This is a genomic window from Nocardiopsis sp. iso_186 (assembly GCF_056173365.1).
Window position 1 is genome coordinate 80570 of sequence record NZ_CM149670.1, and the last position, 26253, is coordinate 106822.

General features: G+C 67.3%; 22 protein-coding genes. 14 read left to right on the forward strand and 8 right to left on the reverse strand.

Going from position 1 to position 26253, the window contains the following annotated elements:
• Nucleotides 1-33 precede the first annotated feature (33 nt).
• Nucleotides 34-876, forward strand: a complete 843-nt coding sequence (locus tag AC0VYP_RS00360) for a GntR family transcriptional regulator (RefSeq protein ID WP_475472026.1) — start codon at nucleotides 34-36, stop codon at nucleotides 874-876.
• Entirely contained in the window at nucleotides 873-1562 is a 690-nt protein-coding gene (locus tag AC0VYP_RS00365; protein ID WP_475472027.1) for an HAD family hydrolase, read from the forward strand. Before AC0VYP_RS00360 ends, AC0VYP_RS00365 begins: the two co-directional genes overlap by 4 nt.
• A gap of 592 nt (nucleotides 1563-2154) precedes the next feature.
• On the opposite strand, the gene AC0VYP_RS00370 is transcribed toward AC0VYP_RS00365, so the two are convergent.
• Entirely contained in the window at nucleotides 2155-3426 is a 1272-nt protein-coding gene (locus tag AC0VYP_RS00370; RefSeq protein WP_475472028.1) for an NAD(P)/FAD-dependent oxidoreductase, read from the reverse strand.
• A 271-nt stretch (nucleotides 3427-3697) separates the two neighbouring features.
• On the opposite strand from AC0VYP_RS00370, the gene AC0VYP_RS00375 reads away from it, so the two are divergent.
• The 4 genes from AC0VYP_RS00375 (at nucleotide 3698) to AC0VYP_RS00390 (ending at nucleotide 7478) form a co-directional block, all read left to right on the forward strand.
• On the forward strand, nucleotides 3698-4384 hold the full coding sequence (locus AC0VYP_RS00375) for a hypothetical protein (RefSeq protein ID WP_475472029.1): 687 nt from the start codon (nucleotides 3698-3700) through the stop codon (nucleotides 4382-4384).
• A 79-nt stretch (nucleotides 4385-4463) separates the two neighbouring features.
• Nucleotides 4464-4919 (forward strand): DUF4442 domain-containing protein, encoded by a 456-nt coding sequence (locus tag AC0VYP_RS00380; RefSeq protein WP_285761372.1) that lies wholly within the window; start codon nucleotides 4464-4466, stop codon nucleotides 4917-4919.
• 271 nt (nucleotides 4920-5190) lie between these two features.
• A complete protein-coding gene (gene dnaN, locus AC0VYP_RS00385; protein ID WP_475472030.1) occupies nucleotides 5191-6339 on the forward strand; it encodes a DNA polymerase III subunit beta in 1149 nt (382 codons plus the stop codon).
• A 146-nt stretch (nucleotides 6340-6485) separates the two neighbouring features.
• Nucleotides 6486-7478: a malate dehydrogenase gene (locus tag AC0VYP_RS00390; RefSeq protein ID WP_475472031.1), complete on the forward strand. Its 993-nt coding sequence runs from the start codon at nucleotides 6486-6488 to the stop codon at nucleotides 7476-7478.
• 33 nt (nucleotides 7479-7511) lie between these two features.
• Here the strand turns inward: AC0VYP_RS00390 and AC0VYP_RS00395 are convergent, their stop codons facing one another.
• The 3 genes from AC0VYP_RS00395 to exaC form a co-directional block, all read right to left on the reverse strand.
• Nucleotides 7512-7949: a PPOX class F420-dependent oxidoreductase gene (locus AC0VYP_RS00395; protein WP_475472032.1), complete on the reverse strand. Its 438-nt coding sequence runs from the start codon at nucleotides 7947-7949 to the stop codon at nucleotides 7512-7514.
• A 521-nt stretch (nucleotides 7950-8470) separates the two neighbouring features.
• Entirely contained in the window at nucleotides 8471-8863 is a 393-nt protein-coding gene (locus AC0VYP_RS00400) for a DUF779 domain-containing protein (protein WP_285761368.1), read from the reverse strand.
• A gap of 2 nt (nucleotides 8864-8865) precedes the next feature.
• Complete coding sequence (gene exaC / locus AC0VYP_RS00405) at nucleotides 8866-10389, reverse strand: acetaldehyde dehydrogenase ExaC (protein ID WP_475472033.1); 1524 nt, start codon at nucleotides 10387-10389, stop codon at nucleotides 8866-8868.
• A 223-nt stretch (nucleotides 10390-10612) separates the two neighbouring features.
• On the opposite strand from exaC, the gene AC0VYP_RS00410 reads away from it, so the two are divergent.
• Nucleotides 10613-12160 (forward strand): GAF domain-containing protein, encoded by a 1548-nt coding sequence (locus AC0VYP_RS00410; protein WP_475472034.1) that lies wholly within the window; start codon nucleotides 10613-10615, stop codon nucleotides 12158-12160.
• Nucleotides 12161-12197: 37 nt separating this feature from the next.
• Here the strand turns inward: AC0VYP_RS00410 and AC0VYP_RS00415 are convergent, their stop codons facing one another.
• Together AC0VYP_RS00415 and AC0VYP_RS00420 are read right to left on the reverse strand one after the other, a co-directional pair.
• Nucleotides 12198-13013, reverse strand: coding sequence for a DUF2786 domain-containing protein (locus tag AC0VYP_RS00415; protein WP_475474127.1), 816 nt, complete (start codon nucleotides 13011-13013; stop codon nucleotides 12198-12200).
• 204 nt (nucleotides 13014-13217) lie between these two features.
• Nucleotides 13218-13652: a hypothetical protein gene (locus tag AC0VYP_RS00420; RefSeq protein ID WP_285761365.1), complete on the reverse strand. Its 435-nt coding sequence runs from the start codon at nucleotides 13650-13652 to the stop codon at nucleotides 13218-13220.
• A gap of 286 nt (nucleotides 13653-13938) precedes the next feature.
• On the opposite strand from AC0VYP_RS00420, the gene AC0VYP_RS00425 reads away from it, so the two are divergent.
• On the forward strand, nucleotides 13939-14760 hold the full coding sequence (locus AC0VYP_RS00425; protein ID WP_475472035.1) for a PhzF family phenazine biosynthesis protein: 822 nt from the start codon (nucleotides 13939-13941) through the stop codon (nucleotides 14758-14760).
• 24 nt (nucleotides 14761-14784) lie between these two features.
• Here the strand turns inward: AC0VYP_RS00425 and AC0VYP_RS00430 are convergent, their stop codons facing one another.
• Nucleotides 14785-15651 (reverse strand): NUDIX hydrolase, encoded by an 867-nt coding sequence (locus AC0VYP_RS00430; protein ID WP_475472036.1) that lies wholly within the window; start codon nucleotides 15649-15651, stop codon nucleotides 14785-14787.
• 467 nt (nucleotides 15652-16118) lie between these two features.
• Between AC0VYP_RS00430 and AC0VYP_RS00435 the strand changes: the two genes are divergently transcribed.
• The 4 genes from AC0VYP_RS00435 to AC0VYP_RS00450 all read left to right on the forward strand — a co-directional run bounded on the left by AC0VYP_RS00435 (nucleotide 16119) and on the right by AC0VYP_RS00450 (nucleotide 22525).
• On the forward strand, nucleotides 16119-16322 hold the full coding sequence (locus AC0VYP_RS00435; protein WP_285761362.1) for a hypothetical protein: 204 nt from the start codon (nucleotides 16119-16121) through the stop codon (nucleotides 16320-16322).
• A gap of 108 nt (nucleotides 16323-16430) precedes the next feature.
• Nucleotides 16431-19481 carry an AfsR/SARP family transcriptional regulator gene (locus AC0VYP_RS00440; protein WP_475472037.1) on the forward strand — a complete coding sequence of 1017 codons (3051 nt, stop codon included), beginning with the start codon at nucleotides 16431-16433 and terminating at the stop codon, nucleotides 19479-19481.
• Between the two features lie 97 nt (nucleotides 19482-19578).
• Nucleotides 19579-21972 (forward strand): Tex family protein, encoded by a 2394-nt coding sequence (locus AC0VYP_RS00445; protein WP_475472038.1) that lies wholly within the window; start codon nucleotides 19579-19581, stop codon nucleotides 21970-21972.
• 103 nt (nucleotides 21973-22075) lie between these two features.
• The gene (locus AC0VYP_RS00450) at nucleotides 22076-22525 is read left to right on the forward strand and encodes a DUF3592 domain-containing protein (protein ID WP_285761359.1); all 450 of its coding nucleotides are present in this window, start codon (nucleotides 22076-22078) and stop codon (nucleotides 22523-22525) included.
• Between the two features lie 10 nt (nucleotides 22526-22535).
• Here AC0VYP_RS00450 and AC0VYP_RS00455 read toward each other — a convergent pair whose 3' ends face one another.
• Nucleotides 22536-24029 (reverse strand): PucR family transcriptional regulator, encoded by a 1494-nt coding sequence (locus AC0VYP_RS00455; protein WP_475472039.1) that lies wholly within the window; start codon nucleotides 24027-24029, stop codon nucleotides 22536-22538.
• Nucleotides 24030-24252: 223 nt separating this feature from the next.
• On the opposite strand from AC0VYP_RS00455, the gene speB reads away from it, so the two are divergent.
• Both speB and AC0VYP_RS00465 read left to right on the forward strand, forming a co-directional pair.
• Entirely contained in the window at nucleotides 24253-25200 is a 948-nt protein-coding gene (gene speB / locus AC0VYP_RS00460) for an agmatinase (RefSeq protein ID WP_475472040.1), read from the forward strand.
• A gap of 127 nt (nucleotides 25201-25327) precedes the next feature.
• Entirely contained in the window at nucleotides 25328-26209 is an 882-nt protein-coding gene (locus AC0VYP_RS00465) for a phosphorothioated DNA-binding restriction endonuclease (RefSeq protein WP_285761427.1), read from the forward strand.
• The last annotated feature ends 44 nt before the right edge of the window (nucleotides 26210-26253 follow it).

Consider the following 26253-nt stretch of genomic DNA (forward strand, 5'->3'; position numbering starts at 1 on the left):
GGTGGCCTAGGCAAGCTGCCCTAGACTGAATTCATGAGCATCGATCCGGAAGACCCCAGACCGCCTTTTCAGCAGGTGGCCAGCGCTCTACGCGCAGCGATCTTGACTCGCAAGTTCGAGCCGGGCGACAAGCTGCCTTCAGGCCCGGAGTTGGCGAAGACCTACGGGGTAGCCCGGATGACCGTGCAGCAAGCCATCCGGTTGCTTCGTGATGAGGGCTTGGTTCTTTCCCAGCAAGGCCGTGGCGTCTACGTCCGGGAACGGACTTCGCGGCCGGTTGGGCTTCGCCCTCACATCGAACGGGCCTTCGCGAACAATGCGGTCACCATCGACTTCGCGGGATTCGGAGGGGAAACCCTCCATGGGGCGCTACAAGAACCGACGGACAAGGTGCGTGATGGGCGCCTGGTTCCCGAAAGCATCAAGGTCCGCATCCTGGTACCCGACACCTCGGTACCCATGGGCTTGCCAGTCCGCATGGACACTGTGGCGGATGACCCCGACGTTCGGAAGCGAATGCATAAGATCATGCTTCGCCACACCCAAGGAATCGAGGATTCAATTCAGGAACTCGAAACCTTAGGGTTGGTGAAGAGTGCTTCTGTTGAAACGCGCGTCTATCCGGTAGCGCCAATGTTTAAGCTCTACATCATCAACCACGCGGAAGCGTTCTTCGGCTTCTACCCCGTAAAAGAGAATACGGTCACTATTGCTCAAGAGAAAGTGGGTATCTACGACCTTATGGGAAGAGACGCCACCCTTTTTCATTATGGCGCTGATGAAGACCCTGAATCGACCGGATCCCAGTACATAGCTCAGGCGCAAACCTGGTTCGACAGCATTTGGGAGACGGTTTCCAGGGAGCGTGAAGAGTGACACCGGAAGAGATGGAGATAATCCGCCGCACCCGCGTGGTGCTGCTCGACTTCGACGGGCCAATCTGTAGCGCTTTCGAGGGTTACCCAGCGGCGAAGGTAGCCGCAGACATGCGCAAGAGGGCCAAAAAGGATGGCGTTCTCATCCCTGAAACAACAGAGAGCGAAACCGATCCGATGGAGGTCTTGCGGCAACTTTACCGTTCCTCCCCTGACTACCATCGAACGGTCGAAGACTTCCTTGCGGCTGCCGAGGTTAAATCTGTAGCTGTTGCGAGCCCGACCCCTGGGGCAATCGAATTCATGGAAGCTTGCAAGGATTCCGGTCGCCCGGTTGCTATTGTCAGCAACAACTCCCCTGAATCCGTATATGCTTTTTTGGGAAAACATAACCTTGAAGAGTTTGCAGTCGGCGTCTTTGGAAGGGAGAAAAGTAGTCCAGAGCTCATGAAGCCAAATCCTTATCTAATCAACCAAGTCCTTGAATCACTATCCGCAAACTCCAATGAATGCTTAATGATTGGCGACTCGGTAACAGATATTGAAGTGGCCCACAAAACAGGGATGAGCGCAGCTGGCTACGCGAATAGGTCCAATAAAATAGACCTTTTCCACTCGCTGGGAAGCGAGATCATCACTACCGACATGACCGAACTGGCCGTGGCTGTCCGCGAAGCAGCAAGATGACCCTCCGACAGAACTGACACAACTGACAGAACCATTGTTCGTGCAGGTCAAAGGTAATTTTTGGTTGTGGACAGAACCTGATGGAAACCTCCCCCGTCGTTGACAGAACCTCTTCAGTGAAGCCTCAGCGTGTGGTGCAGCGAGGTTCTGTCCAAAAGACCAGGGGTTTCCTTCAGGTTCTGTCCGAGCCGTGACCTGACTTTTGACCAGCGACAACGGGGGTTGTGTCGGTTGTGTCGGTTGTGTCCAAGGGGTCGGGACCGGCGAGTGAGATGGATCGGGTTTCGTCGGGCCGCATGGTGTCGGTGCGGGGTCGTTGTGGAGGTGTCGCCCGGCGGTCTGGCGGAGCCATCACGGGGTCGTATTGGTGATCTGGCGGAGAAATCCGCTGTGACCTCGGCATTCATGCAGGTCAAAGAGAGTTTCCCCAAGCCTCTTGAAAACCGCTAGGTCCTTACGGGGCCTCGTGGGTTCAAATCCCACACCCTCCGCCGCAGACCTGTATAAAAGCAGCTCAGGGCCGGTCTCGGAAGTCTCCGAGGCCGGCCCTGAGTCGTTCGGTGCTTGGGAATCGACGAGCGCAGCCTCGTCCTCAGCTCCGCGAAGAGGCTCCGACGAGGGCGCCGATAACGGCCTTCGCAGCGCGTGAACCACTTGCGAGTGCGCCCTGGATCGAAGGGGTGTCGCGGTGGTCGCCGGCGACGTAGAGGCCGTCAGCCAGCGCAACCGGTCGCCGCAGGTCGCCCAACGGCGGAGGTGCGCTCGGCAGCGCCTCGGGGACCCGTACTTCCCGGACCAGTTCCCAGTCGGAGGCGGAGGTTCCGTGGACGGCCGCGGTTTCGGTGCGCACCTGCGCCTCGGTGAGCCGACCGGTACCCAGTACCGACGTGGCGATCAGGGATCGTCCATCGGGTGCGTAGGACGGAGCCGTGGCAGTGAGCACCACGGAGTTGGCTATACGCGGTCCGCGGCGCATCACACGTCCGTCCACGTGCAGGAGTGCTTCCTCGCCCTTTCCGGCAGGGCGCGAGTGGTAATAGGTCGTGACCGCGTTGACCTGCGGCTCGGGGAGGAGGGACGGGAGCAGTTGTGCTGCCTGGACCGGTCCGGTCGCCACGATGACGGCCTCGGCCCGCACTTCGCCGTCGTCGGTCAGGACATTGTTCCCGCGCACTTGACGCACCGCGGCTCCCAGACGGATACGTCCCGTCTCCAGACGGGCCGCCATCTGCTCCGGGATCGCCCCCATGCCTTTGGCCGGCACGGTGACCCTGCCGAGCACGAAACTGCGCCACACCAGATCGGCGAACCGGCTCGATGCGGAGAGCGAGTCCTCCAGGAAGACCCCGGACAGGAACGGGGCGACCAGCGACCGTACGGTCCGCTCGCTCAGTCCCTGCGCGCGGAGCTCCTCCAGCGCAGTGGTCTCGGGTCGTGCCTTGAGCCGGGCTGCCGGGGCGGCAGCGTTGCGCGCGGTCATGCGCAGCAACCGCAGCGCATCGTGTGTCCCCACGGCGGGGCCGGCGAGGAAGGCCAGTGCGGACAGCGCCCCGGACGCCGACGCGCTCAGCCGGTGGAGGCCACGGTCGCTGCGCACAGCGACGCCCTTGGGGAAGGTTCGGAGTTCGAGCGCTTCGAGGTCGAGGTAGCGACGCAGTGCGGGATAAGCGGTGTTGAGCACCTGGAAGCCTCGATCGATGCGGTACCCGTTGACGAGGTCGGTGCGCATCCGTCCGCCGACCCCGTCGGATGCCTCCAGTACCAGTACGTCGAGCCCGGCCGATGTCAGGTCCAGCGCGGCCGCCAACCCTGCCAGACCTGCTCCGACGATGACGACATCACATGTTCGAGGGATACCAGTCACGGTCACCACCCTAGTTCGGAGGGCGGCTGATCTGCGGGATCCCCGCACCGGTCGCGTGGGAGGGGCTTCCCCCGCGGGAGGAGGGGCGCGAGCGGTGAATTCCCCGCCACGGTGCAAAGGAGCCGACGCAGCAGAACGCAATGACTCGCGCGAATCGTCGTCAACCGGTCAGAGCGAGGAAACCGATCGGATCAATGCGACCTTGGGTAACTGAAAACAAGCGCGGAGCAGTCAACTTCCCGCTCGTTCGCAGAGAGGAGGCCGATCATCCATGCAACGTCTTGGCTCCACTGTTCTGGTCGCGGCAGCGTTACTCGCACTGGCGGCAGGCGGAGCCCATGCGGCCGACGAGGCAGGCCATGACGGGCACGGGTACCGGCACAACAGCAGGCCGCAGGCCGCCGAAAGCCTCGGACGCACCGGCGGGGAGGTCTTCGTGGCCAAGCTCAAGCCGTTGAAGGTCAACAGATCCACTGCCGCCGGGGACGCCCGGATCATGCTCAAGGACAACCGGGCGCACGTGTGGATGAGGGTGAGCGGTGTCCTCGCCGATGCTCCGCATGCCCAGCACGTCCGCTTCGCCGGCGAAGGGCGCTGCCCGGTCGGCTCCGAGGCCGGCATCCACCAAGGTTTCCCTGCGCTGAGCCTTTCGGAGGGACGCCGGGCCCATGGCGGCATCGGTGTCTCGCTGACCACGTCGGGCGACACCGGTCCCGACAGTGTGCTGGCGATGGACCGTTTCCCGAGCGCTCCGGACGGCTCCTACGACTACGCCCGCACGATCACGCTGTCAGGGGGCGCCATCGACGCGATCCGTGACGGCAGCGCGGTGATCGTCGTGCACGGGATCGACTACAACGGCAACGGCAGGTACGACGATGTCCTGGGGGGCAGCGACGTTGCCTCCGACCTGTCCATGGAAGCCACCAGTCCGACCGCCTGCGGCGTTTTGCGCTGACCCTCGAGTGAACGGGCCCGTCGCGTGCCGGGTCCGCGGCCCTGGCCACATTTATTACCGGCTAGTAACATTGGTTGGTATGACGACCGACAACGCTGAATTCGTGAAGTCCGGCCTTCTGGACGCCGTTCCGTTCGCCCGAACCCTGGGGCTGGAGTTCGTGGACCTCGCCCCCGGCAGTGCCACTATGCGGTTGCCCGACGACCCCGCTCACCACAACCACGTCGGTGGGCCACACGCCGGGGCGCTTTTCTCGTTGGCGGAGTCGGCCTCGGGGGCGATCGTGCTCGGATCGTTCGGCGACCAACTCGACCGTGCCGTTCCGCTCGCCGTGACCGCGGAGATCCACTACCGGAAGCTCGCCATGGGGCCGGTCGTCGCCGAGGCGCGACTGGGGAGGCCGCGCGCGGAGGTGGTTGCCGAGCTCGACGCCGGCGGGCGGCCGGAGTTCCCGGTGGCGGTCGAGATCCGGACCGAGGACGGAACCGTCACCGGTGCGATGACCGTCACGTGGACGCTTCGACCTAAGCGCTGACCGCCTGCGGCGATCCGTTCCGACCCGGGGGCCGTCCGTCGGGTGGGGGCGGATCGCCCATCGGTCGAGGGACGGCATGGTTGCTCCGGATTCGATCCCCGTCCCGCGGTCGGGCAGGCGTGCGCGGGCCTCGGTGCTTGGGAGTCGAGGGGGAACGGCGGTGTTTTCCGGGAAATTGTCCACAGGGTGTGGATTCTTTCCGGGCAATGTCACTCGCGCTGGGTACGGTGGCCTCACAACCGGGTGACCGGGGCGAACACTGGAGGTCAACGTGAAGTTTCGAGCCGATCGCGATGCTTTTGCCGATGCAATCGCGTGGACGGCCCGCGCACTGCCCGCCCGCCCCGCTGTCCCCGTCCTCGCCGGAATCCGGCTGGACATCACCGATTCAGCTGCGGGAACGCTGGATCTCTCCGGCTTCGACTACGAGGTCTCCGCCCAGGCATCTGTGGAGGTTCAGGTCGAGGAGCCCGGCAGCGTCCTCGTCTCGGGACGGCTCCTCGCCGAGATCGTCCGCAACCTTCCCCCCTATCCGGTGGAGATCGGTCTGGAAGGTTCCAGGGTCGTCTTGACTTGTGGAAGCTCTCGATTCACACTGCTCACCATGCCGGTAGAGGATTACCCGACCCTGCCGGCCATGCCCAGGGTCACCGGCTCCATTGCCGGAAACACCCTGGCCACCGCCATTCGACAGGTCACTCCCGCCGCCAGTCGCGACGACACCTTGCCGATGCTCACGGGGGTCAACCTCAGTCTCACGGGTGACGCCATCGCCCTGGCCGCCACCGACCGCTACCGCATCGCCGTCCGCGACGTCTGGTGGCAGCCCCAGACACTCGAAACAGAAACCTCGGCCCTGGTTCCCGCCCGTACCCTCGCCGAGATCGCGCGCTCGATCACTTCCGGCGGAAACGTCAACGTCGCCCTGTCCGCCATGGGTGTCCCCGCTTCCGCGCAAGGCGAAGGAATGATCGGCTTCGAACACGCCGGACGCCGGACGACAACCCGTCTCATCGACAGCGAGTTCATCAAGTACGAAGCCCGGTTCCCCACCGATTTCGCCGCAAGCGCCGAGATTCCCGTCGCTCCGTTGCTCGAAGCGGTCAAACGCGTCTCCCTCGTCGCCGACCGCAGTACTCCACTGCGCCTTTCCTTCGGCACGGGCGAACTCGTCCTGGAGGCAGGGTCGGGTGACGACGCCCAGGCCCGCGAGGTGCTGGACGCCAAGTTCGAGGGCGAGCCCATGCGGGTCGCGTTCAGCCCCCAGTATTTCCTGGACGGCCTCGGCGCGGTGGAGACGGAGGCGGCCCTGTTGAACTTCACCGCACCCACGAAGCCGGCGGTGATCACCGGAGTCCCTGTTGACAAGGGCTCCCCGCCCGACTTTCGCTACCTCGTCATGCCGCTGCGCGTGGCCTGAGGAAACGCCAAGCCGGGGCCGGTATGCGCGGTGCGGGAGACTGGTTGAAAGACTGACCGGGTACGGCTCGGGCGGGTTGCAGGGCGCCGTTCGCCCAGGAGGCGTGGCGCGGCCCGCGGTAGTTCTAGTGTGACCAGGAGAATGTAATGGCCAAGGCTCCCGTAAACGTGACTGTCACCGGCGCTGCCGGGCAGATCGGATATGCGCTCCTCTTCAGGATCGCCTCGGGCCAGCTGCTCGGTGCCGACACCCCCGTCAAGCTCCGCCTGCTGGAGATCCCGCCGGCGGTGAAGGCCGCCGAGGGCACCGCGATGGAGCTCAACGACTGCGCCTTCCCGCTGCTCGCCGGGATCGACATCTTCGACGACGCCCGACAGGCGTTCGACGGTGTCAACGTCGGTCTGCTCGTCGGCGCCCGTCCGCGGGGCAAGGGAATGGAGCGCGGCGACCTCCTTGAGGCCAACGGCGGTATCTTCGGGCCCCAGGGCGAGGCGATCAACGCCGGCGCCGCTGACGACGTTCGCATCCTTGTCGTGGGCAACCCCGCCAACACCAACGCCCTCATCGCCCAGGCGCACGCCCCCGACGTTCCCGCCGACCGCTTCACCGCTATGACCCGTCTCGACCACAACCGTGCGCTGTCGCAGCTCGCGGCCAAGGCCGGGGTGACCGTGAACGACATCAAGAAGCTGACGATCTGGGGCAACCACTCCGCCACCCAGTACCCCGACATCTTCCACGCCGAGATCAACGGGTCCAACGCCGCGGCGACCGTCAACGATGAAGCTTGGCTGAGCGACACCTTCATCCCCACCGTCGCCAAGCGCGGTGCGGCGATCATCGAGGCGCGCGGCGCTTCCTCTGCGGCCTCCGCCGCCAACGCCGCCGTCAACCACGTCTACGACTGGGTCAACGGCACCCCCGAGGGCGACTGGACCTCCGCGGCCATCGTCTCCGATGGTTCCTACGGTGTCCCCGAGGGTCTCATCTCCTCGTTCCCGGTCACCTCTCGCAACGGTGCCTGGGAAATCGTCCAGGGCCTTGAGGTCAACGACTTCTCCCGCGAGCGCATCGACGCATCGGTGCGCGAGCTGGCGGAGGAGCGCGATGCTGTGCGCGGACTCGGCCTGATCAAGTAGTCGCGGCCCTGAAGTGTTTCGGGGTCCGCCGGGTCATCCCGGCGGACCCCGGTCGCTGCGTTGCCTGTCGATGACGCCCGGCCCGGGCTCCTCGACCACCCGCAGTTCGTAGTGCAGTGTCCTGCGATGCATCAGCCGATACGACAGCGGTACCGCCCAGCGGTGCAGGGCAGGATGGCGCCGCTGCAGGAGGTGCGCGGCGTCGCGCGCCTTTGCCCCCAGGAGCAACCGGACCTCTCCTCGGGCAGCCGGGCCGGTGGGCCTGCCACCGATGGTGCAGGGGCGCAGTTCCGTCATCGGGTTGCGGCTCAGTCGTTCGGCCTTGTCGGAGTCCTCCCAGGTCTGAAACAGGACGCGGTCGCCGTCCACGACGATGCTCACCGGAGTGTCCACCCCACCGGTTCCGTCGCTCAGGTAGGTCCGCAGCAGGCCGGTGCGATGCCGGCGAAGTGTTTCCAGGAATGCGGCCACTGGTATCCCCGCCTCCCCATGGAGATGGACGTGGTGTTCTCTTCCTTCCCGCTCCGGGGGGCGTCACGCGAACGGCCGTCACTTGTGGACAGCGCGTCGTCCTGCCCGGACGGAACCACCCGCGGCCACGCGAATGCGTCAGATTCGGGTCGGAGGAATTGACCGTCGGTCGTCCACCGGCAGCGGTCGAGAATTCCACAGGTGGACGGGGTGCTTTCCGGGCCGACCCGGTTGATCCTCCCAAGGGGGTGGAGCCGTGGTCGCGATCGTCTTGTCAAGTCTTTGACGTGCGTCAACGCAAAAAAGTGTCGGTCATTGCCCAGTGTCGCCCCGGGGCTCTTCTGGGCAGTCCGAAATCCGAGTTATCCACAGTTTCCCCAGGTTTATCCACAGGATTTCCCTTGTTGTGGAAACCGTGGACACCGAATCCGGTTGGGCAGAAAAACGCCTGGTCGAAGAGGGTGTCACCTGGAAGAGGGGGCGCTGGTTCCGCTGGGCGCCCCCTCCCGTTTCCCGCTTGTTCAGGAACCCAGCCGGGCAAGCTCCTCGTCGGTCAACAACCGGGACCTGATCAGGAAACGAACTCCTTCCGGTGCCTCGACGGAGAATCCACTTCCTCTCCCAGGAACCACATCGATCGTCAAGTGGGTGTGTCGCCAATACTCGAACTGCGACTCCGACATCCATACCGAGACCGGCCGCTCGATTCCGCCGACGTGCAGATCGCCCAGGTGGACGTCGGAATTGCCCAGGCGAAAATCGCCGTCGGGGTAGCACATCGGTGAACTTCCGTCACAGCACCCGCCCGACTGGTGGAACATCAGTGGGCCGTGCGTCTCGGTGAGCCGGGCGAGCAGTTGTGCTGCCTTCTCGGTGAGAGAAACCCGCTCGGGCCGGTCCGCGTCGCCGGCCATGGCTAGAAGAGTCCCAACGCGTTCTCGGAATAGCTGACCAGCAGATTCTTGGTCTGCTGGTAGTGGTCGAGCATCATCTGGTGGTTCTCCCGGCCGAAACCCGACTGCTTGTATCCGCCGAACGCGGCGTGTGCGGGGTAGGCGTGGTAGTTGTTCACCCACACCCGGCCGGCCTGGATGTCGCGCCCCGCCCGGTAAGCGGTGTTGCCGTTGCGCGACCACACGCCCGCCCCCAGGCCGTAGAGCGTGTCGTTGGCGGTCTTGATGGCGTCGTCGTAGCCGTCGAACCTGGCTACCGAGACCACCGGGCCGAAGATCTCCTCCTGGAAGATCCGGAGTTTGTTGTGACCCTCGAAGATGGTGGGCGCGACGTAGTAGCCGCCGGCCAGGTCACCGTCGTGCACCAGGCGCTCACCGCCCAGCGCCACCCTGGCGCCCTCCTGTTTGCCGATGTCGATGTAGGACAGGATCTTTTCCAGCTGGTCGTTACTGGCCTGTGCCCCGATCTGGGTCGCCGTGTCCAGTGGGTTGCCGGTCGTGATCCTTCGGGTCCGCTCGATCGCGGCGCCCAGGAAGTCGTCGTAGATGTCGGACTGGATGAGTGCACGGGAGGGGCAGGTGCAGACCTCGCCGGAGTTCAGGGCGAAGAGGGTGAAGCCCTCCAGCGCCTTGTCGTAGAAGGCGTCGTCAGCCGCCGCCACATCCGAGAAGAAGATGTTGGGGCTTTTTCCGCCCAGTTCCAGGGTGACCGGGATCAGGTTTTCGCTGGCGTACTGCATGATCAGTTGACCAGTGGTGGTTTCACCGGTGAAGGCGACCTTGCGGATGCGCTTGTTCTGCGCCAGAGGTTTGCCGACCTCCACCCCGAACCCGTTGACCACGTTGAGTACGCCCGGCGGCAGCAGGTCGGTGATCAGGTTGACCAGGAGGTGGATCGAGGCTGGGGTCTGCTCGGCCGGTTTGAGTACCACGGCGTTGCCCGCTGCGAGTGCCGGCGCGAGTTTCCACACCGCCATCAGGATCGGGAAGTTCCACGGGATGATCTGGCCGACCACCCCCAGCGGTTCGTGGAAGTGGTAGGCGACGGTGTCGCCGTCGAGTTGGGAACTGTGCCCCTCCTGGGAGCGGATCGCCGCCGCGAAGTAGCGGAAGTGGTCCACGGCCAGCGGGAGGTCGGCGGCGAGGGTTTCCCGGACCGGCTTCCCGTTCTCCCAGCTCTCCGCGACCGCCAGTTGTTCGAGGTTGGCCTCGATCCGGTCGGCGATCCGGTTGAGGACCAGTGCGCGATCGGCCGGCGGTGTACGGCCCCAAGCAGCCGAGGCTCCTTCGGCGGCGTTGACCGCGCGCTCCACGTCCTCGGCGGTGCCACGGGAGATCTCGGTGAACGGGCGCCCGGTGACGGGGGTGATGTTCTCGAAGTACTGACCCTTCACCGGAGGGACGTACTCCCCGCCGATGAAGTTGTCGTAGCGGGATTTGTATTCGACGATGCTGCCGGCTGTGCCCGGCGCCGCGTAGACGGTCACTTCGGCGACCTCCTGAAAGCGAGACTGAATGTGTGGTGCGCCACATTAGAAGTCCGGCCGTTGCAATCACGTTGCATGCGGGTGAGGGTGCCCCGATTGGCGTCCCGAGCAGGGGGTAGGCATGTGAACAGCAACGGGGCGCCTCGGCAGTGTCGGGGCTGATGCCTTCCGCAACAGCCGGGCGCGTATGCGACGACCACAGTGTTCGCCGGACGGTGATGAAGTGTCCGCTTCCCCAGAGTCCACATCGTGGCACGGGCGCATGGCGGGGCCCGAGCGCTCCGGCCGCGCACTGCGTCACGATTACGAGGCGGCCTTCGGCGAGGCACGCGTGCAGCCGGGGACCCGGTCCCTGGTCTCGGCCTCCTGGCGGCGCTCGCTGCAGGCCCGTGTCGATCCGGAGACCGCTGACCCGCCGCTGGTCTACGACCGCGACGAACTGTGCGACGTGCGCTCGAACCACCCCCTGGCCGCCGTCATGGCGACCTTGCGCCGGACTCTGGCCAACGTGGTGGACGATTCCGCCCAACTACTGATCGTCACCGATGCCGACAGTCGCATCCTCTGGTGCGAGGGGTCCAGCCAGGTGCGCAGCGAGGCCGACGACGTGCTGCTCACCGAGGGGGCGCAGTGGAGCGAGGACGTGATCGGCACCAATGCCATGGGTACCGCGTTGTTCATGCGCAGCCCCGTCCAGATCTACTCCGCCGAGCACCTGGTGCGCACCTACCATGACTGGACGTGCGCGGCCAGCCCGATCACCGATCCCGACAGCGGCCACGTCCTGGGCACGATCGACGTCAGCGGCCGGCACAGCGGTGTCCACCCGGCAATGGTCCGATTGGTGTCGGCCGCTGCCGAACTCGCCGAGCACGAGCTGCGGTTGCGGGTACGTGCGGACGACGATCGGTTGCGCGAGCAATGCCTGGAGGATCTGCATCGTCTCGGCGCTCAGCCCGGCGCACTCCTCAGCCGGAGCGGCCGGATCGTCGCCGGCCATCGCCGTGCCGACTATCCCGGGACGCTCCCGGAGCGAGTGGACACCACCGCCGGCAGCGGGCACGTCGATCTCGGGAACGGGCTTCGGGGCACGCTCGAACCGCTGGCCCGCGGTTGGCTGCTCCGATTACCGGCCCGGCACACGCGTCCGGTCCCCGCTCCGCGTACTGGGCGTACGTCACCGGGGCCGAAGCTCTCCCTGCGTTTCCTGGGCCCCGGAACCCCTGATGTGCGGCTCGGGGGGCGTCTGCTCCGGGTCTCTCCGCGGCACGCCGAGATCCTGGCGCTGCTGGCAATGGCCCCGGCAGGCCGTACCGCCGAGCAGCTGGCCCTGGGCCTCTACGGGGAGGACGGCAACCCCACTACGGTTCGGGTCGAGGTGCACCGCCTGCGTTCCCAACTCGCAACGGATGTCCTGTTGACCCGTCCCTACCGGTTGGCCGAGCGGCCCGACTCCGACTTCCTCCAGGTGCGCCAGGCCCTGAACAGGGGTGACGTGCACGCCGCGCTTGCGAAATACCGGGGTGAGTTCCTGGGACGCTCGGAGGCTCCCGAGGTTCGGGTGTTTCGCGATGAACTCGCCGCGACCCTGCGCACCGGTGTTCTGGAACTCGGGGACGCCGAAGCCCTGTGGCACCTCGCCCAGACCGACCTAGGACGAGACGACACCGAAGTCCTGGAAACCCTGGTGGCGGTGCTGCCGCGGACCTCGCCCCGCAGGGTCGGCGCGGCCGGACGGCTCGACGCGCTCCGTGCTTTTGACCGAAGGTAGACCCCGCCCGGTGTCGGCCGTCGGCCCCACGGGGCCTTCAGTCTCCGTTGACCAGGGAATTGGACGTCCCCCGGCTCACCGCTGTTTCCATACCGAGTTCGGCGCGGCGACCGCGGATATAGCCCGCCCGGTAGCCGGCGCGGTGGTGGGTTCGCTCGGGGCGGGTCGGACGCAACTGAGGGAAACGGCGCTCGAAGTCCTCCTGGACACGGTTGACGTCCTCGCGCAGCACGAGTTCGGCGCCGCTCTTGGCGCCGGTGGTGCTGGTGGGATCAGCGGTCGTGTCGGTCCCGGACTGTTCGGGTTCGTCCGCCGCCAGGCGCGCCCGGAACTCGCGGATGCGTTCGGCCACCGCGGAACCGTAGGCGCGGATGAAGGACCGGTAGAAGCGGCTGCGCTCGGAGGCCAGTGTCGAACGCTCGTAGTTGCGCAGCTCACGCAGCCCGGTGACGTGCTCACGGGCGGTGAAGCGGGCGGACGCCTCCATCTGCATGGTGATGGAGGGCAGCAACACGCGCAGCGAGTCCAGTGCGGTGACCGTGCCCACGATGATGAGCATCCGGTCGGTGTTGGCCGAGGAGTTGCCGCGAACCGCCGACTGGCAGCCGTAGGCCGAAGCGATCGCGGCCAGGGCCTTGACGCGTGCCTTGCCGTGGCCGCCCACCCCCGATACCGGGAAGTCCAGCCGGGTGACGTCCTCGGCGGCTTCGCCGCGTTGTGCACGGGCCTCGGCCTCGACGATGGCGTGGCGGGTCATCAGTTCCGCGGCCTTGGCGGTGAACGCTTGGCTCTCCGCATCGGTGACCGAGGGATCCTCGGCCATCCGAAGAAGGCCGCGGACCCGTTCGATCATTTTCTGCCGGGCGTCGTCGCCGGAGGGGGTGGAGGGGTCAACTGTCACGGGGCACGCTCCGCTTACACCGTTCAATGGAGGCAATGAAGCCGTTCCGGCGCACAGGGGCGTCCGGAACGGGGTGGCGTGTCGTGTCCGTTATCGATGTCTCGCTATGCAGGGCGCAGTCATCCCCTGTTCACTCAGGCCAGATCTCGCGGCACGTCAGTTCTTGTTCCCGGCGACCATACCGATGATGCCCAGGATCACCCAGATTACGGCGGCCGTGCCGATCCCCGCGGCAAGAGCGCCGAACAGTCCACCGATCAACGACCCGCCGAGGACCGACATGATGAAGGACACGAGTGCGGTACCCGCTCCGCCCAGCATCGCCGGGGCCGCAGCGAAACGCCACGGGTACTGACCAGCGTACCGTCGTGCCCGACGGTCACCCTTGCTGCCCATCAGCGCAACGCCGCCGCCCACCAGCGAGAAGAAGAAAATCGCGGTCGTGAGCGCGCCGCCGATCGGGAAGGCGCCGAGGTTCAACAGGAAGTAGGCGGCGCCTGTCACGGTGCCGGCGACCATGGCCGTGCCCCACGGCCAGATCATCGTCGCCGAGGCGACGGGAGTGAATGCGTTGCCGCGCTCCAGCGTCATGTCTGCTCCAAGTCGGTTGTGAGCGACCCGGACCTGGTTGGTCCGGTGATCCCCATCCAGCATGCCCGGGGACCGTGCCCAGCACATCAGGGCTCTTACCCTGGCTTACCCCTGACTCGCGCTTCCGGCACATCGTTAAGGCCGAAATGCGGCTGTCCGCACGGTGACGGGCCCGCTCTGCACCCGACAACGAACCACGACCGTGCGGAGTGCCCGGGAACGGATAGGGGCCAGTACCGTCGATTGGACCTACCCGCAGGCCCGACGGTTTTCCTAGGCTCGGGGTATGCCTCGCTTCCGCGTCGTCAACGCTTTTGCCGAACGCCCCTTCGAGGGCAACCCCGCTGCCGTCCTGTTGCTCGCCGATCGCTACGACGACGGCTGGGCCCAACGGGTCGCTGCCGAGTTCAACCTCTCCGAGACCGCGTTCGCGCGCCCTGTCGCGTCTCCCGAAGCGGATTACGAACTGCGCTGGTTCACGCCCAAGGTCGAGGTGGATCTTTGCGGGCACGCCACCTTGGCTACCGCGCACGCCCTCGTCGAGGACGGCAGTGCCACCCCGATCCGCTTCAGTACCAGGAGCGGTGTGCTCACCGTGACCCTGCGTGAGGGTCTGCTCTGGCTGGACTTCCCGGCCAACCCGCCCCGCGAGGTCGAGCCGCCCGCCGGTCTGGCCCGGGCATTGGGCGGGAAAGCCGAATGGGTCGGTTACAGCCAGGTGGGCGACTACGTCGTGGTCTACTCCGAGGAAGCGGTGGTCCGCGACCTCGCTCCGGACCTGGCAGCCCTTACCGCCCTGCCCGAGGCACGCGGGGTGATCGTGACGGCGCCCGCTGCCCCCGGCCAGCCCTACGACTTCGTCTCCCGACTGTTCGCGCCGAACGTCGGAGTGCCCGAGGACCCGGTGACCGGGAGCGCGCACACTGCGCTTGCCCCCTATTGGGCGGCACGGCTCGGCCGGGGATCCCTCACCGGGTTCCAATGCTCGACCCGTGGCGGCCGCCTCTCCCTGGAGCTCTCCGCCGATGCTCCGGGGCGGGTGCTCATCGGAGGCACGGCCGTCACGGTCAGCGAGGGAGAACTGCGCGTCCGACCCCCGAAGCCGTGACGGTCGCGGGAGACGATCCGCCGGTCAACGGCCGCCGTCCGATCGGGACGCGCGGTGCAGCCACGACAGGGGAACCGGATGCGTGCCCGCAGCGACGCAGTGAAGACGCAGCGCAGAGTCGTCGGTCACGACCACCGTGCAGGCCGCGTCCGCATGGGAGCGGGCCACTTCCAGGACGGTTGTGCCGGCGGGGCCCGCGGTGCGGACGACCTGTGTGCCGGGGGCCGGTTCCAGGGCGGGCGCGGAGGCGTTGACCACGAACAGCGCGGTGGGGAAGCGCCGGTGCAGTGGGGCCAGGCCGAGATCGGGCGGGAGCACGTCGTCCGGCACGCCTACCCGGACGAGTTCGGCCACCTCGTCGTGGAGCGTGCCGATGGCGTCCCGGGGCGGCGAGGCGTTGGTTGCGTCCACCACGAGGACGAACGGCTGCGACAGTGCATGGTACAGGTCGGGCCACGTCACCCCGAGTGCCGGGAGCAGCGGCAGGTCCGCGACCTCGGCCACCGGTACCCAACGCATGATCGTGCTCTCGTGGTTGCCCGGGAAGAAGGGGCGACGCTCCCTGGTGCTGGCAAGCACCGTGTCGAAGACCCACACGCCCAGGTCCTGGCGGTGGACGCCTTCGAGGTTGACCGGTCCCAGGTCGCCTGCCACCTCCTCGCCGAACTCGCGCAGCGCAGCGGTGATCGAGGTCTCCCCACTGTTTCTGGCACCTCCGGGCAGGCCCCAGGTGTTGCCCTGGTGGGTCCACCCCGACCGGTACTGCATGAGGACATGACCGGGATCTGTTGTGCCTACGGCGTGCAGAAGCAGTCCCGCCGCGCCGTACCGGCCCCACCTGCGTGAGCCGTCGGCGAGAACGACCCAGCCGTCGCCGTCCCCCTTGAGCATGGCGTCCTCCGTCTCACATGCCCCGTGTTCCGGGGCCGATGGTCCCCTGACCAGCATGACCAGTTCGGTGGTTCCCGACCACGTCGCCCCCTGCTTCCTGGTCCCGACCCCTGAAAACGATCGCTTCCCGTCTGTCGGGGGCCGGGAACGTCCGGTTCCAGGACACCCGACAAGGGGTGAAACCGGCCTTCCGGGGCAGGTGGGAAGCAGCGCGCAGTCGGCGCACCCTCCTTGTACGGCCGCGGGCGCGACTGTAAGCGGATTGAAAGCTGTCCGCAAGGCGCGCCGCTTACGGTGGAACCACTCTGCGAGAGCGGTTCCCGTGGGAGGACGGCCCGCGGTTGTCGGTCTGGCGGTGACGGGTGCTTCGCCGCCCGCGACCGGACCCTGTTGCGGCGGGCCCGGTTGCGGTGCGGTGAGTCGCTCCTGCCGCGATCTCGCGTCACATCGTCACGAGGGGAAAGTGCATGCTCCAGGCACCCGCTTTGGATCCGGCTACGGTTGAGGTCCGATTTCGGGGAATCATCGAGGGGTGGGAATCCCCCGCAGCGAAAATGCGGCCCACCAAGCACGAACCCGACCCCGAGCTTCCCGAGCCCGGCACGGTCGAGCCCGACGAGCCGGTCCGGACCCCCGATGAAGAGGACGGCGCTGAGAAGCAGGCGGGCTGACCTTGAGTAAATACCATCGCACCCGCACTTGCCTGGGAGGGGAGTGCGGGTGCGACGGCTCACATGTTTATCCAATAAGCCGTAAATGGCCTTGCTAGAGTTCCAATTGTGGAATTTGGCGTCCTGGGTCCGATTTCGGCCTGGCATAACGGGGAGCCGGTCTCTGTCGGCGGGCCCAGACAGCGTTGTGTCCTCGGCGCTCTCCTGATTGACCTCGGAAAAGAGGTCACCGTTGATCGGCTGATCGGTTTTCTGTGGGAAACGGAGCCGCCGCGTACCGCCCGATCCGTTATTCAGGTCCAGGTCTCCCACCTGCGTAGGGCCTTTCCCGGCCTTATTCGGACCACCGCCGGCGGCTATCTCGCCGAGACCGATCCCGACCGCGTCAACCTGCACCGTTTCAGAGCGCTCACGGCCCGTGCCCGTGAAGCCGGTTCGAGCACCGATGCCGCCTCCTTGTGGGACCGTGCTCTCCAGTGCTGGCGCGGCGATCCCTTCTCCGGGACCGGGTCGGCCCGGCTCTGGTACACCGTGGGGCAGCCCCTGCTGGAAGAGCGCTGGGCGGCCGTCACCGCCTGGGCGGAGACCAGTCTCGCCCTGGGGGACCATCTCGCGATCGTCAACCGGCTCGCCCCGATGGTTCGAGAGGAACCGCTGCGCGAGCGCCTGCACCATCTGCTGATCCTCGCGCTGCACCGCAGCGGCCAGCGTGCTGCCGCGCTTGCCGCCTACAACGAGACGCGCCGCTACCTGGCCGAGGAGTTCGGGATCGAACCCGGACAGGAGACCGCGCAGCTCTACCAGCAGATCCTTTCGGAGGAGGCCGACGAGGCCGCCGCCCGGGTCGCGGACGAATCCCGAACCGGCTCCCTGACAGGTCCGGGAACGCAGGTCGTGCCCACCGACGCCCTGCCCCCGTTCCTCGCCCGCAACGACCTCCCTCGTGACATCCCCGACTTCACCGGCCGCTCCGCCGACCTCCAACGCGTTCTCGACGTGGGGACCGGCGGCCGTTCCCGAGCCGAGGTCTGTGTCATCACCGGTCCCGGAGGGGCGGGCAAAACCACCCTGTCCATCCACGCCGCGCACCGTATCGCCGACCACTACCCCGATGGTCAACTCTTCGTCAACCTCTACGGACATACCGTCAACCAGGAGCCGGCCGATCCGGCCCTCGCGCTGGGCAGCCTGTTGCGCGCGGTAGGGGTGGAGCCCGACGCCGTCCCCGACTCCGCTCAGGAACGAGCCGCACTCTGGCGGTCCATCCTCGTGGACAAGCGGATCATGATCGTCTTGGACAACGCGGTCAACCAGGCCCAGGTGAGCCCGCTCCTCGCGGCCGGTCCCGGCTCCTTCACCCTTGTCACCAGCCGCAACGATCTCGCGGGGCTGAGCGGGGCCCGGCACGTCTCGCTGGGAATGTTGCAGGTGGCAGAAGCGAAGGAACTGCTCAGCACGGTGCTGGGGACGGAGCGAACCACCGCCGACCCCGAGTCCACCTACCGGGTGATCCGCCTGTGCGGTGGGCTCCCCTTGGCGCTGCGCATCGTCGCCGGCCGTATGACCACCCGGCCTCGCTGGACCTTCGCCCACGTCGCACAGCGGCTCGGCGCGCAGGACCGCAGGTTTCGCGAGCTGCGCACCGAGGGGCACAGCGTCGAGGCGATCTTCGAACTCTCCTATCAGAGCCTCAACGCCGAGCAGAAGAGTGCCTTCTTGCGCATGGGACTGATGATCGGCACCAGCGTCAACCTGCACGGCGCGGCAGCACTGCTCGACCAGGACCTTCCCGACACCGACGACCTCCTCCAGGAGTTGGTCAGCGTCTGCCTGTTGGAGGAGTCCGATGTCAACCGTTACCGTTTCCACGACCTGATCGGTGAGTACGCCCGCGATCAGGCGGTGTCCCGGTTGGCCGTCAACGACGTCGAGGAGAGCCGGCTGCGTCTGAGCGAGCACTACCTGCGCAGCGCCAGTCAGGCGGCCGAACTTCTGGGGCCGCGCGGGCACGAGTACGAGGTAGACGCAGTCCCCTCGTCGCGGTACCGCTCCAGCTGGTCCACCTGGTCCGAGGCCGTGCACTGGTTCGAGTTCCATCGGGAGAACCTGGCGGCGGTCGTGGACCACTTCGCCGCGTGCAAGCGCAGTACGCAGGCATGGCAGCTGGCCAACGCGCTGTGGCGTTTCTACGCCGCACACGGCCAGACGGAGCTGTGGCTCAGCACCCACGAGCAGGCCCTGGAGGCCAGTCGTGCCGACCGTGACGACATGGGCAGCGCGGTCACCCTCATCGGACTGGGGATCGCGCACTGCCTTTCGGGACGGTTCGACCTCTCGTTGTCCCTGCTCACCGAGGCCCGGGACATCTTCACCGTGTTGGGCGACGCCAACGGGGAGGCCCGGGCCAGGGCGAACATGGCGATGGTGCTGGAGCGGATGGGCCGGTTCCGTGAGTGCTTGGAGTGCCTGGAACTGGTGTTGGCCCACACGGCCTCCTCCCAGGACCTGGAACAGGAGGTCCGTCAGCGCACCAACATCGCCCTGGTCCACCTCCAGTTGGGCGATCTCGACGAGGCCAGGGAATGCTGTGACGCGGTTCTGGCCGGCGAGCACGGCCCCCGTCTGGACGACTGCCGGGCGGCTGCGCTGCGGATCCTCGGCGAGATCGATGTGCGGCAAGGGGCCCCTACCAGCGCGTTGGACCGTTTCCGGCAGGCGCTGGACCTGTTTTTGACTCTTGAGGACACCGCAGGGGAGACCTACACCCGCAACGGGATCGGGATCGCGCTGCGCGAGACCGGCCGGCTCGACGAAGCGGTCGCCGCGCACCTGCACGCTCTTGCGTTGGGCGAGCAGACCGCCCAGCACAGCGCGGACGCCGAGGTGGGCAACGACCTCGGCGTCACCTACGCTCGCGGCAAGCGCTACGCGGAAGCACGGGTCTCCCACGAGCGGGCGCTGCGGCTGGCCCGCGACCGGCACGAGCGTTTCGCCGAGGCCCAGGCGCTGTACGGTCTGGGACGGCTGCCGGCCGATACGGTCGAACCGGATGCGGCCGCGTCGATGCTCGTCGAGGCCACCGAGATCTTCACGGAACTCGGGGTGCCCGAGGCCGTCGAAGCCCGTGCCGAACTGCGCCGGGTCACGAGCGGTCGCTGAGCCGATGGTCGGCCCCGGTCCGGTGGACGCGGGGACAAGCAGCCGCCGACAGCGAAACAATGCAACCTGTACCCCAGGCAGAGAGCGGATCAGGATTGTGACGACTTCTATTCACCAGCGCATCGCCGAAGAGCTCGGAGTGCGGGATCGCCAGGTCAAGGCAGCGGTTGACCTCCTCGATGGCGGTTCGACCGTGCCCTTCATCGCGCGCTACCGCAAGGAAGCCACCGAGATGCTCGACGACGCGCAACTGCGCGCGCTTGAGGAGCGGTTGCGCTACCTGCGGGAACTTGAGGACAGGCGCACGGCTGTCCTCGAATCCGTGCGCAGCCAGGGCAAACTCGACGAGGCGCTGGAAGCGCAGATTATGGCGGCCGACTCCAAGGCCCGACTCGAGGACGTCTATCTGCCCTACAAGCCCAAGCGTCGTACCAAGGCGCAGATCGCCCGGGAGGCCGGGCTGGAGCCGCTGGCCGACCTGCTCATCGGCGACCCCGGCCGTGATCCCCGGGCCGAGGCGGTCGGCTATGCGGACCCGGAGCGGGGCGTCGCCGATGCGGCCGCTGCTCTGGAGGGGGCCCGATCCATCCTGGTGGAGCGCTTCACCGAGGACGCCGACCTGATCGGGGTCCTGCGCGAGCGGATGTGGGAGCAGGGGCGTCTGTCGTCGCGGGTGCGCGAGGGCAAGGAGGAGGCCGGCGCGAAGTTCGCCGACTACTTCGAGTTCGCCGAGCCTTTCGCGAAACTGCCCTCGCACCGGGTCCTGGCGATGTTCCGGGGGGAGAAGGAGGAGGTCCTCGACCTCACTCTGGAGCCCGAAGAGGCGCCTGCCGGTGAGGGGGAGCGTCCGGGACCCAGCGGTTACGAGGTGCGCATCGCCAACCACTTCGGCATCGCCGACCGTGGCCGCCCGGGCGACCGTTGGCTGCTGGACACCGTCCGCTGGGCCTGGCGCACCAGGGTGTTGGTCCGGTTGGACATCGACCTGCGGATGCGGTTGTGGCAGGCAGCCGAGGAGGAAGCGGTCGGTGTCTTCGCCGCGAACCTCCGTGACCTGCTCCTGGCCGCGCCGGCCGGCACCCGGCCCACCATGGGGCTGGATCCGGGCCTGCGCACCGGTGTGAAGGTCGCGGTCCTGGACGCCACCGGCAAGGTCCTGGACACCGCCACCATCTACCCGCACGAGCCCCGCAGGCGCTGGGACGAGTCCATTTCCGTGCTGGCCGGACTGGCCCGCAAACACGACGTCCAACTGATCGCCATCGGCAACGGGACCGCCTCGCGCGAGACCGACCGGCTTGCCGCCGATCTGATCAAACTCCACTCCGACCTCACCCTCACCAAGGTCGTGGTCTCGGAGGCCGGTGCCTCGGTGTACTCGGCCTCGGCCTATGCCTCCGCGGAACTGCCCGATCTCGACGTCTCGCTGCGCGGAGCGGTCTCCATCGCCCGGCGTCTCCAGGACCCGTTGGCCGAGCTGGTCAAGATCGACCCCAAGTCGATCGGTGTCGGCCAGTACCAGCACGACCTGTCCGAACTGAAGTTGTCGCGCTCGCTGGACGCGGTCGTGGAGGACTGCGTCAACGGCGTGGGAGTGGACGTCAACACGGCGTCGCCGCCGTTGTTGAGCCGGGTCTCGGGCATCAGCGCGGGATTGGCGCAGGGCATCGTCGCACACCGCGACTCCAACGGCCCGTTCCGGTCCCGCACGGCGCTCAAGGCCGTGCCGCGTCTGGGGCCCAAGGCATTCGAGCAGTGCGCGGGCTTCCTGCGCATCCCCGGCGGGGACGACCCGCTGGACTCCTCCAGCGTGCACCCTGAGGCGTACCCGGTGGTGCGCCGGATCCTGAGTTCCACGGGCGATGACCTCACCCAGCTGATCGGTGCGGGCACGAAACTGCGTGCGCTGCGTCCCGAGGACTTCGTGGACGAGACCTTCGGCCTGCCCACGGTGACCGACATCCTCGCCGAGCTGGAGAAGCCGGGGCGCGACCCACGACCGGCCTTCAAGACCGCCGCTTTCAAGGAAGGGGTGGAGAAGCTTTCCGACCTGGAGCCCGGAATGCTGCTGGAGGGCGTGGTCACCAATGTGGCCGCCTTCGGCGCGTTCGTGGACGTGGGCGTGCACCAGGACGGACTGGTGCACGTGTCGGCCATGTCCACGACCTTCGTCAAGGACCCCCGCGAGGTGGTCAAGCCCGGCGACATCGTGCGGGTGAAGGTGCTGGACGTCAACGTTCCGCGCAAGCGCGTCTCGCTCAGCCTTCGTCTGGACGACGAGGTCGAGAAGCGCACCTCCGGTACGGGCGGTTCCGGGGGCGGGGAACGGCGCGGTGGCGAACGGTCCGGCGGACGTCAGCGTGGCGGAGGAGGTGGAGGCAACGGCCGTGAGCGGCGTGGTGGCCGCAACGAGCCGGCTCCGACCGGCGCGCTGGCTGATGCCTTGCGCAGGGCCGGGTTGGACAAGGGGTTGGGCGGCACGGGCCGCTAGGCCGGCGGACGTGTCCGGTGCCGGCCACCGGCACCGGACACGTTCCGGCGCTCTGTCCGACGCGGTCGGCGCGGTGGTAAATTCGCCCCAATCGAGGGGTGCCATGGTTCTATTGCTGATCGGTGGAGTGTTCGCACTAGTGGGAATGGCCCTCGCGGTCGTCGGCACAGTGGTGCGCCGACGCGAGAAGCATTTCGCGCGCGTGGGGATCGCGGTCCCCGGCCGGGTGATCGACATCGTGCGCAGCACCAGTACCCGAAGAGACTCCGACGGCCATCGCCGTACGCACGTGTACTTCCACCCTGTCGTGGCCTACCGGGCGGCCAACGGCTGGGAGTACCGGGAGCGCTCGGCGGGCGGCACCGCCACGCCGAACTACGGCATCGGGCAGCCGGTCCAGGTCCTCCACCTGCCCGACGACCCCGCAAAGTTCCGGATCGCCGGGGACAGGTCGGGCGTACTGGTGGTGTGGATCCTGTGCGGAATGGGTGTGCTCTTCGCGCTCCTGGGGTGCGGGCTGCTCATCGGCGGTCTGCTGTCCCGGCTGGGCTGACCCCGGCCGGTCAGCCGCTCGGGAAACGGGACAGCGCGAACCACAGGCGCATCCGTTGTTCGGGGTCGGCCAGGTCCACGCCCAGATCGCGTTCGATACGGCCGATCCGGTAGCGAACGCTGTTGCGATGCGCCCCGAGCGCCGCGGCGGTGCGGTCCCATCCGCCGTGATTGGCCAGCCAGACCCGTAGCGTCGTGCGCAGGGTCCGCGCGGACTCGCCTTCTTCGGCCAGCGGCCCCAACAGCGCGCGGGCCGCAGATCTGGCCTGGTCGGTCCCCAACACGTCGCCCATCGGGTCGGGGGCTTCGTCGGGCAGTTGCGGGCGTCGGGCCGCCTCGGCGCGGATCAGGAGTGCTGACGCCTGCCGGTCGGCGTGGGGCAGGTCCTCGATTCCCACCGGTCCGCTGAGGCCGGCCAGCCATCCGGCGGCGCGCAGTTCGCGCAGCAGGGTGAGGTTCCTGGAGCGGGTACCGCGGTCGGCGAGAACTGCGCAGACCACAGGTAGGCCCCGGTCGTCCTCCCGGACGTCCACCAATCGGGTGTGCAGGAGCGCGGGATGGTCGGGCAGGCCGCGGCCTGCCCACCGTGCGCGCACCACCCGGAAAGCGTCCGCGCCGCTTTCACCCGTCAGCTCGCGCAGCAGGGGAAGCAGGGGAACGTCCCCGACAGGTTGCAACAGAAGTCGCACCGCCAGTCGGCCGATATCGGCGGAGTCGGCCTGCTCCGGGTGGGCGAGCAGGCCCAGCAGCGCCACGGCCGTTCCCAGGACAGCCCGATCGGTCGGGTCCAGCGGGCGGGCCCGGCCCACCACCAGGACCCGGCGAATTCCGGGGCCCTCCCCGACCACGTGCAGGAACAGTTCGTCGGGGGGCATGCGCAGTTTGGCGCTGCGAGGTCCGCGGGCAGGACGCAGCCGGCCGATCAGCCGGGTGGCTTCTTCGGACAGCGGCGGCACGGAGCCGGTATGGCCCAGCAGCCGGTCGCCGATGAGCGCCCCCCAACAGCCGAGGCTCTGTCCGAGGGTTGTCAGGATCGTGTCAACCGCGTTGACCCCGATGGCAGCCGTCGTCAGAGCACGATGGGCGTTGTCGAGCCGGCGCAGGCCGGTGAGGCGCACCTCCTCCAACGCCGCGCCGACCGCCTGACTGATCGCTACGAACGGTGTTTCACGTGGAACCTCGACCAGCGGCATCCCTCGTGCTCGACAGCATTCGACGAGCCGGGTGGGAACACGGTCATGGACCGGTGTCACACCGAAGCCGACAGCAGCGACTCCTGCTCCGACCAGCCCCGACACGTACCGGTCAACTTCGTGAACGTCCGTGGCCAGGTTGACCCCTGCGGTCAACAGCAACTCACCGCCGAGAAGGTAGGGCACCGGGTCGGAAATCTCGCTGACCACCGACCAGCGGATTCCCGTCTCGTCGTCGAATCCGGGCACAAGGACCCGCAGGGCCAGATCGCGCCGCCCGATGATGGACCGCAACGGAATGGTGTGTGGCACGTGGTCACTTCCACGTGCGAGAAAACGCGAACTCACTGGGCGTTCGATCCAGACTCGATCAGCTGTTGGTACGGATCATCCACTTAATTGCTGCCTGTTGAGACTCTACGGTGCACATAGTCGTCTTTGACCTGGAGATTTGTGGTTTTTTCGCATTGTTGACAACGGTTGTGCCGGTCCGGCCCATGATGATCACCGGCCGGTCGAGAACACGAGGGGGAGTATGAACAGCCCGATCGGTCCCATCGACTCCAGCCGGACGCCGCGTTTCGCGGGCCCGGCCACGTTCGCGCGGCTCCCGCATCTGGACCAGGTCGAGCGCGCCGATATCGCCGTGGTGGGGGTGCCCTTCGACACCGGGGTCTCCTACCGGCCCGGGGCACGTTTCGGACCCGCGGCGATTCGGGAGGCGAGTCGGCTGCTGCGGCCCTATCACCCCGGCCTGGACGTTTCGCCCTTCGACCGGGTACAGGTGGCCGACGGAGGGGACATCGCCGTCAACCCCTTTTCGATCGGGGACGCCGTGGAGGCCATCGATGCCGCGGCCTCGGGGCTGGTCACGACGGGAACCCGCCTGGTGACCCTGGGCGGTGACCACACGATCGCGCTTCCTCTGCTGCGTGCGCTGCATCGCGTGCACGGTCCCGTCGCGATGCTGCACTTCGACGCGCACCTGGACACCTGGGACACCTACTTCGGCGAGCCCTACACCCATGGCACGCCGTTCCGGCGTGCCATCGAGGAGGGGATCCTCGACACCGAGGCCATCGCGCACGTGGGAATCCGCGGCCCCCTCTACGGAAAACGGGATCTGGAGGAAGACCGCCGGTTCGGGTTCGGCATCGTCACGTCCGCCGACGTGATGCGGCGCGGTGTCAACGAGATCACGGACGCGCTGCGCCAGCGCATCGGTGACCGTCCTCTCTACGTCTCGGTGGACATCGACGTGCTCGATCCCGCCCATGCCCCCGGTACCGGGACACCCGAGGCGGGTGGGCTGACCAGCCGCGAACTTCTGGAGATCCTGCGCGGACTGGCCGCATGCAATCTGGTGGGCGGCGACGTCGTCGAGGTCGCACCCGCCTACGACCACGCTCAGATCACCGCGACCGCGGCCTCGCACGTGGCCTACGACCTCGTCTCCGTCCTGGCGTTGAACACCGGAAGGTGACGCGGCGGTGCCCGGCCGGCACCGTGTCAGGACACCACCGCTGTCAGGGGTACCAGTCGGCAGAGCGGATCGTCACCGACGAGTCGTGCGGCGTCAGGGCCATCGGCGGTCTTCTACGCTGGTGGCCGTGGATGTCCTGGAGCGGGTTCTGCGGGTGCGGATGGGGCGCAGCAACGGCCGGCGAGCCCCCCACAAGCCGTTACTGCTGCTCTACGCGCTGGCGCATTTCCAACGTCTGGGAGGTGCGGCTCCGATCGGGTACTCGGCCGCCGAGGCCGAACTCCAGGCGCTGATCAGCGAGTTCGCCGCCCCGGGCGCGGGCGGTCCCCACTATCCCTTTCACCATTTGAGCACCGACGACGGTGTGTGGATCGTGCGTACTGTTGACGGTGGTGGCAGCCCCGGTCCGTCCCCCGTCAAACTGCGCGACAGTGGGGCGAGCGGCCGCCTCGGCCCGGAGTTGGCCGCCGAGCTACTGGACCGTCCCGAGGCGCTGTCAACTCTTGCCCAGGCGATTCTGGACGACAATTTCGCCCCTTCCCTCCATGACGACATCTGTCGCATGGCAGGGCTCGACCTCGACACCGCACGACTGGCCGCGGTCGTCTCCCGTTCGGGGCGGCGCCGCGACCCGCGGTTTCGTCAACAGGTACTGACCGCCTACCGGCATACCTGCGCCTTCTGCGGTTTCGCCGGTCGGTTCGGTGCCGCTGCCTCGGTCGGGCTGGACGCGGCGCACGTGCGCTGGTGGGCCTTCGACGGCCCCGACGACCTCGACAACGGGCTGTGCCTGTGTGCACTGCACCACAAGCTCTTCGACAAGGGGGTGCTGGGGCTGACCGCCCGGTTGCAGGTCGTGGTCTCCCCGGCCTTCGCCGGGAACGCTTCCGCGGCGCACACCCAGGTGGGTGCCCTGCACGGCCGTTTGCTCCTCACCCCGACCGGTACCGCCGGGGTACACGCCGACCACGTGTCATGGCACGAGCAGCAGGTGTTCAGGGCCGCTTGAAGGAGCCCCGGCCTTTGCGGGGGTGAGCACCTGGTGGGTACTCA

Coding starts and splice junctions, on each gene's coding strand:
- speB (WP_475472040.1), top strand. CDS start 24,253: ATGAACAGCCCGATCGGTCCCATCGACTCCAGCCGGACGCCGCGTTTC.
- AC0VYP_RS00450 (WP_285761359.1), top strand. CDS start 22,076: ATGGTTCTATTGCTGATCGGTGGAGTGTTCGCACTAGTGGGAATGGCC.
- AC0VYP_RS00430 (WP_475472036.1), bottom strand. CDS start 15,651: ATGCTCAAGGGGGACGGCGACGGCTGGGTCGTTCTCGCCGACGGCTCA.
- AC0VYP_RS00360 (WP_475472026.1), top strand. CDS start 34: ATGAGCATCGATCCGGAAGACCCCAGACCGCCTTTTCAGCAGGTGGCC.
- AC0VYP_RS00390 (WP_475472031.1), top strand. CDS start 6,486: ATGGCCAAGGCTCCCGTAAACGTGACTGTCACCGGCGCTGCCGGGCAG.
- AC0VYP_RS00435 (WP_285761362.1), top strand. CDS start 16,119: ATGCTCCAGGCACCCGCTTTGGATCCGGCTACGGTTGAGGTCCGATTT.
- AC0VYP_RS00380 (WP_285761372.1), top strand. CDS start 4,464: ATGACGACCGACAACGCTGAATTCGTGAAGTCCGGCCTTCTGGACGCC.
- AC0VYP_RS00420 (WP_285761365.1), bottom strand. CDS start 13,652: ATGACGCTGGAGCGCGGCAACGCATTCACTCCCGTCGCCTCGGCGACG.
- AC0VYP_RS00425 (WP_475472035.1), top strand. CDS start 13,939: ATGCCTCGCTTCCGCGTCGTCAACGCTTTTGCCGAACGCCCCTTCGAG.
- AC0VYP_RS00415 (WP_475474127.1), bottom strand. CDS start 13,013: ATGATCGAACGGGTCCGCGGCCTTCTTCGGATGGCCGAGGATCCCTCG.
- AC0VYP_RS00400 (WP_285761368.1), bottom strand. CDS start 8,863: ATGGCCGGCGACGCGGACCGGCCCGAGCGGGTTTCTCTCACCGAGAAG.
- AC0VYP_RS00375 (WP_475472029.1), top strand. CDS start 3,698: ATGCAACGTCTTGGCTCCACTGTTCTGGTCGCGGCAGCGTTACTCGCA.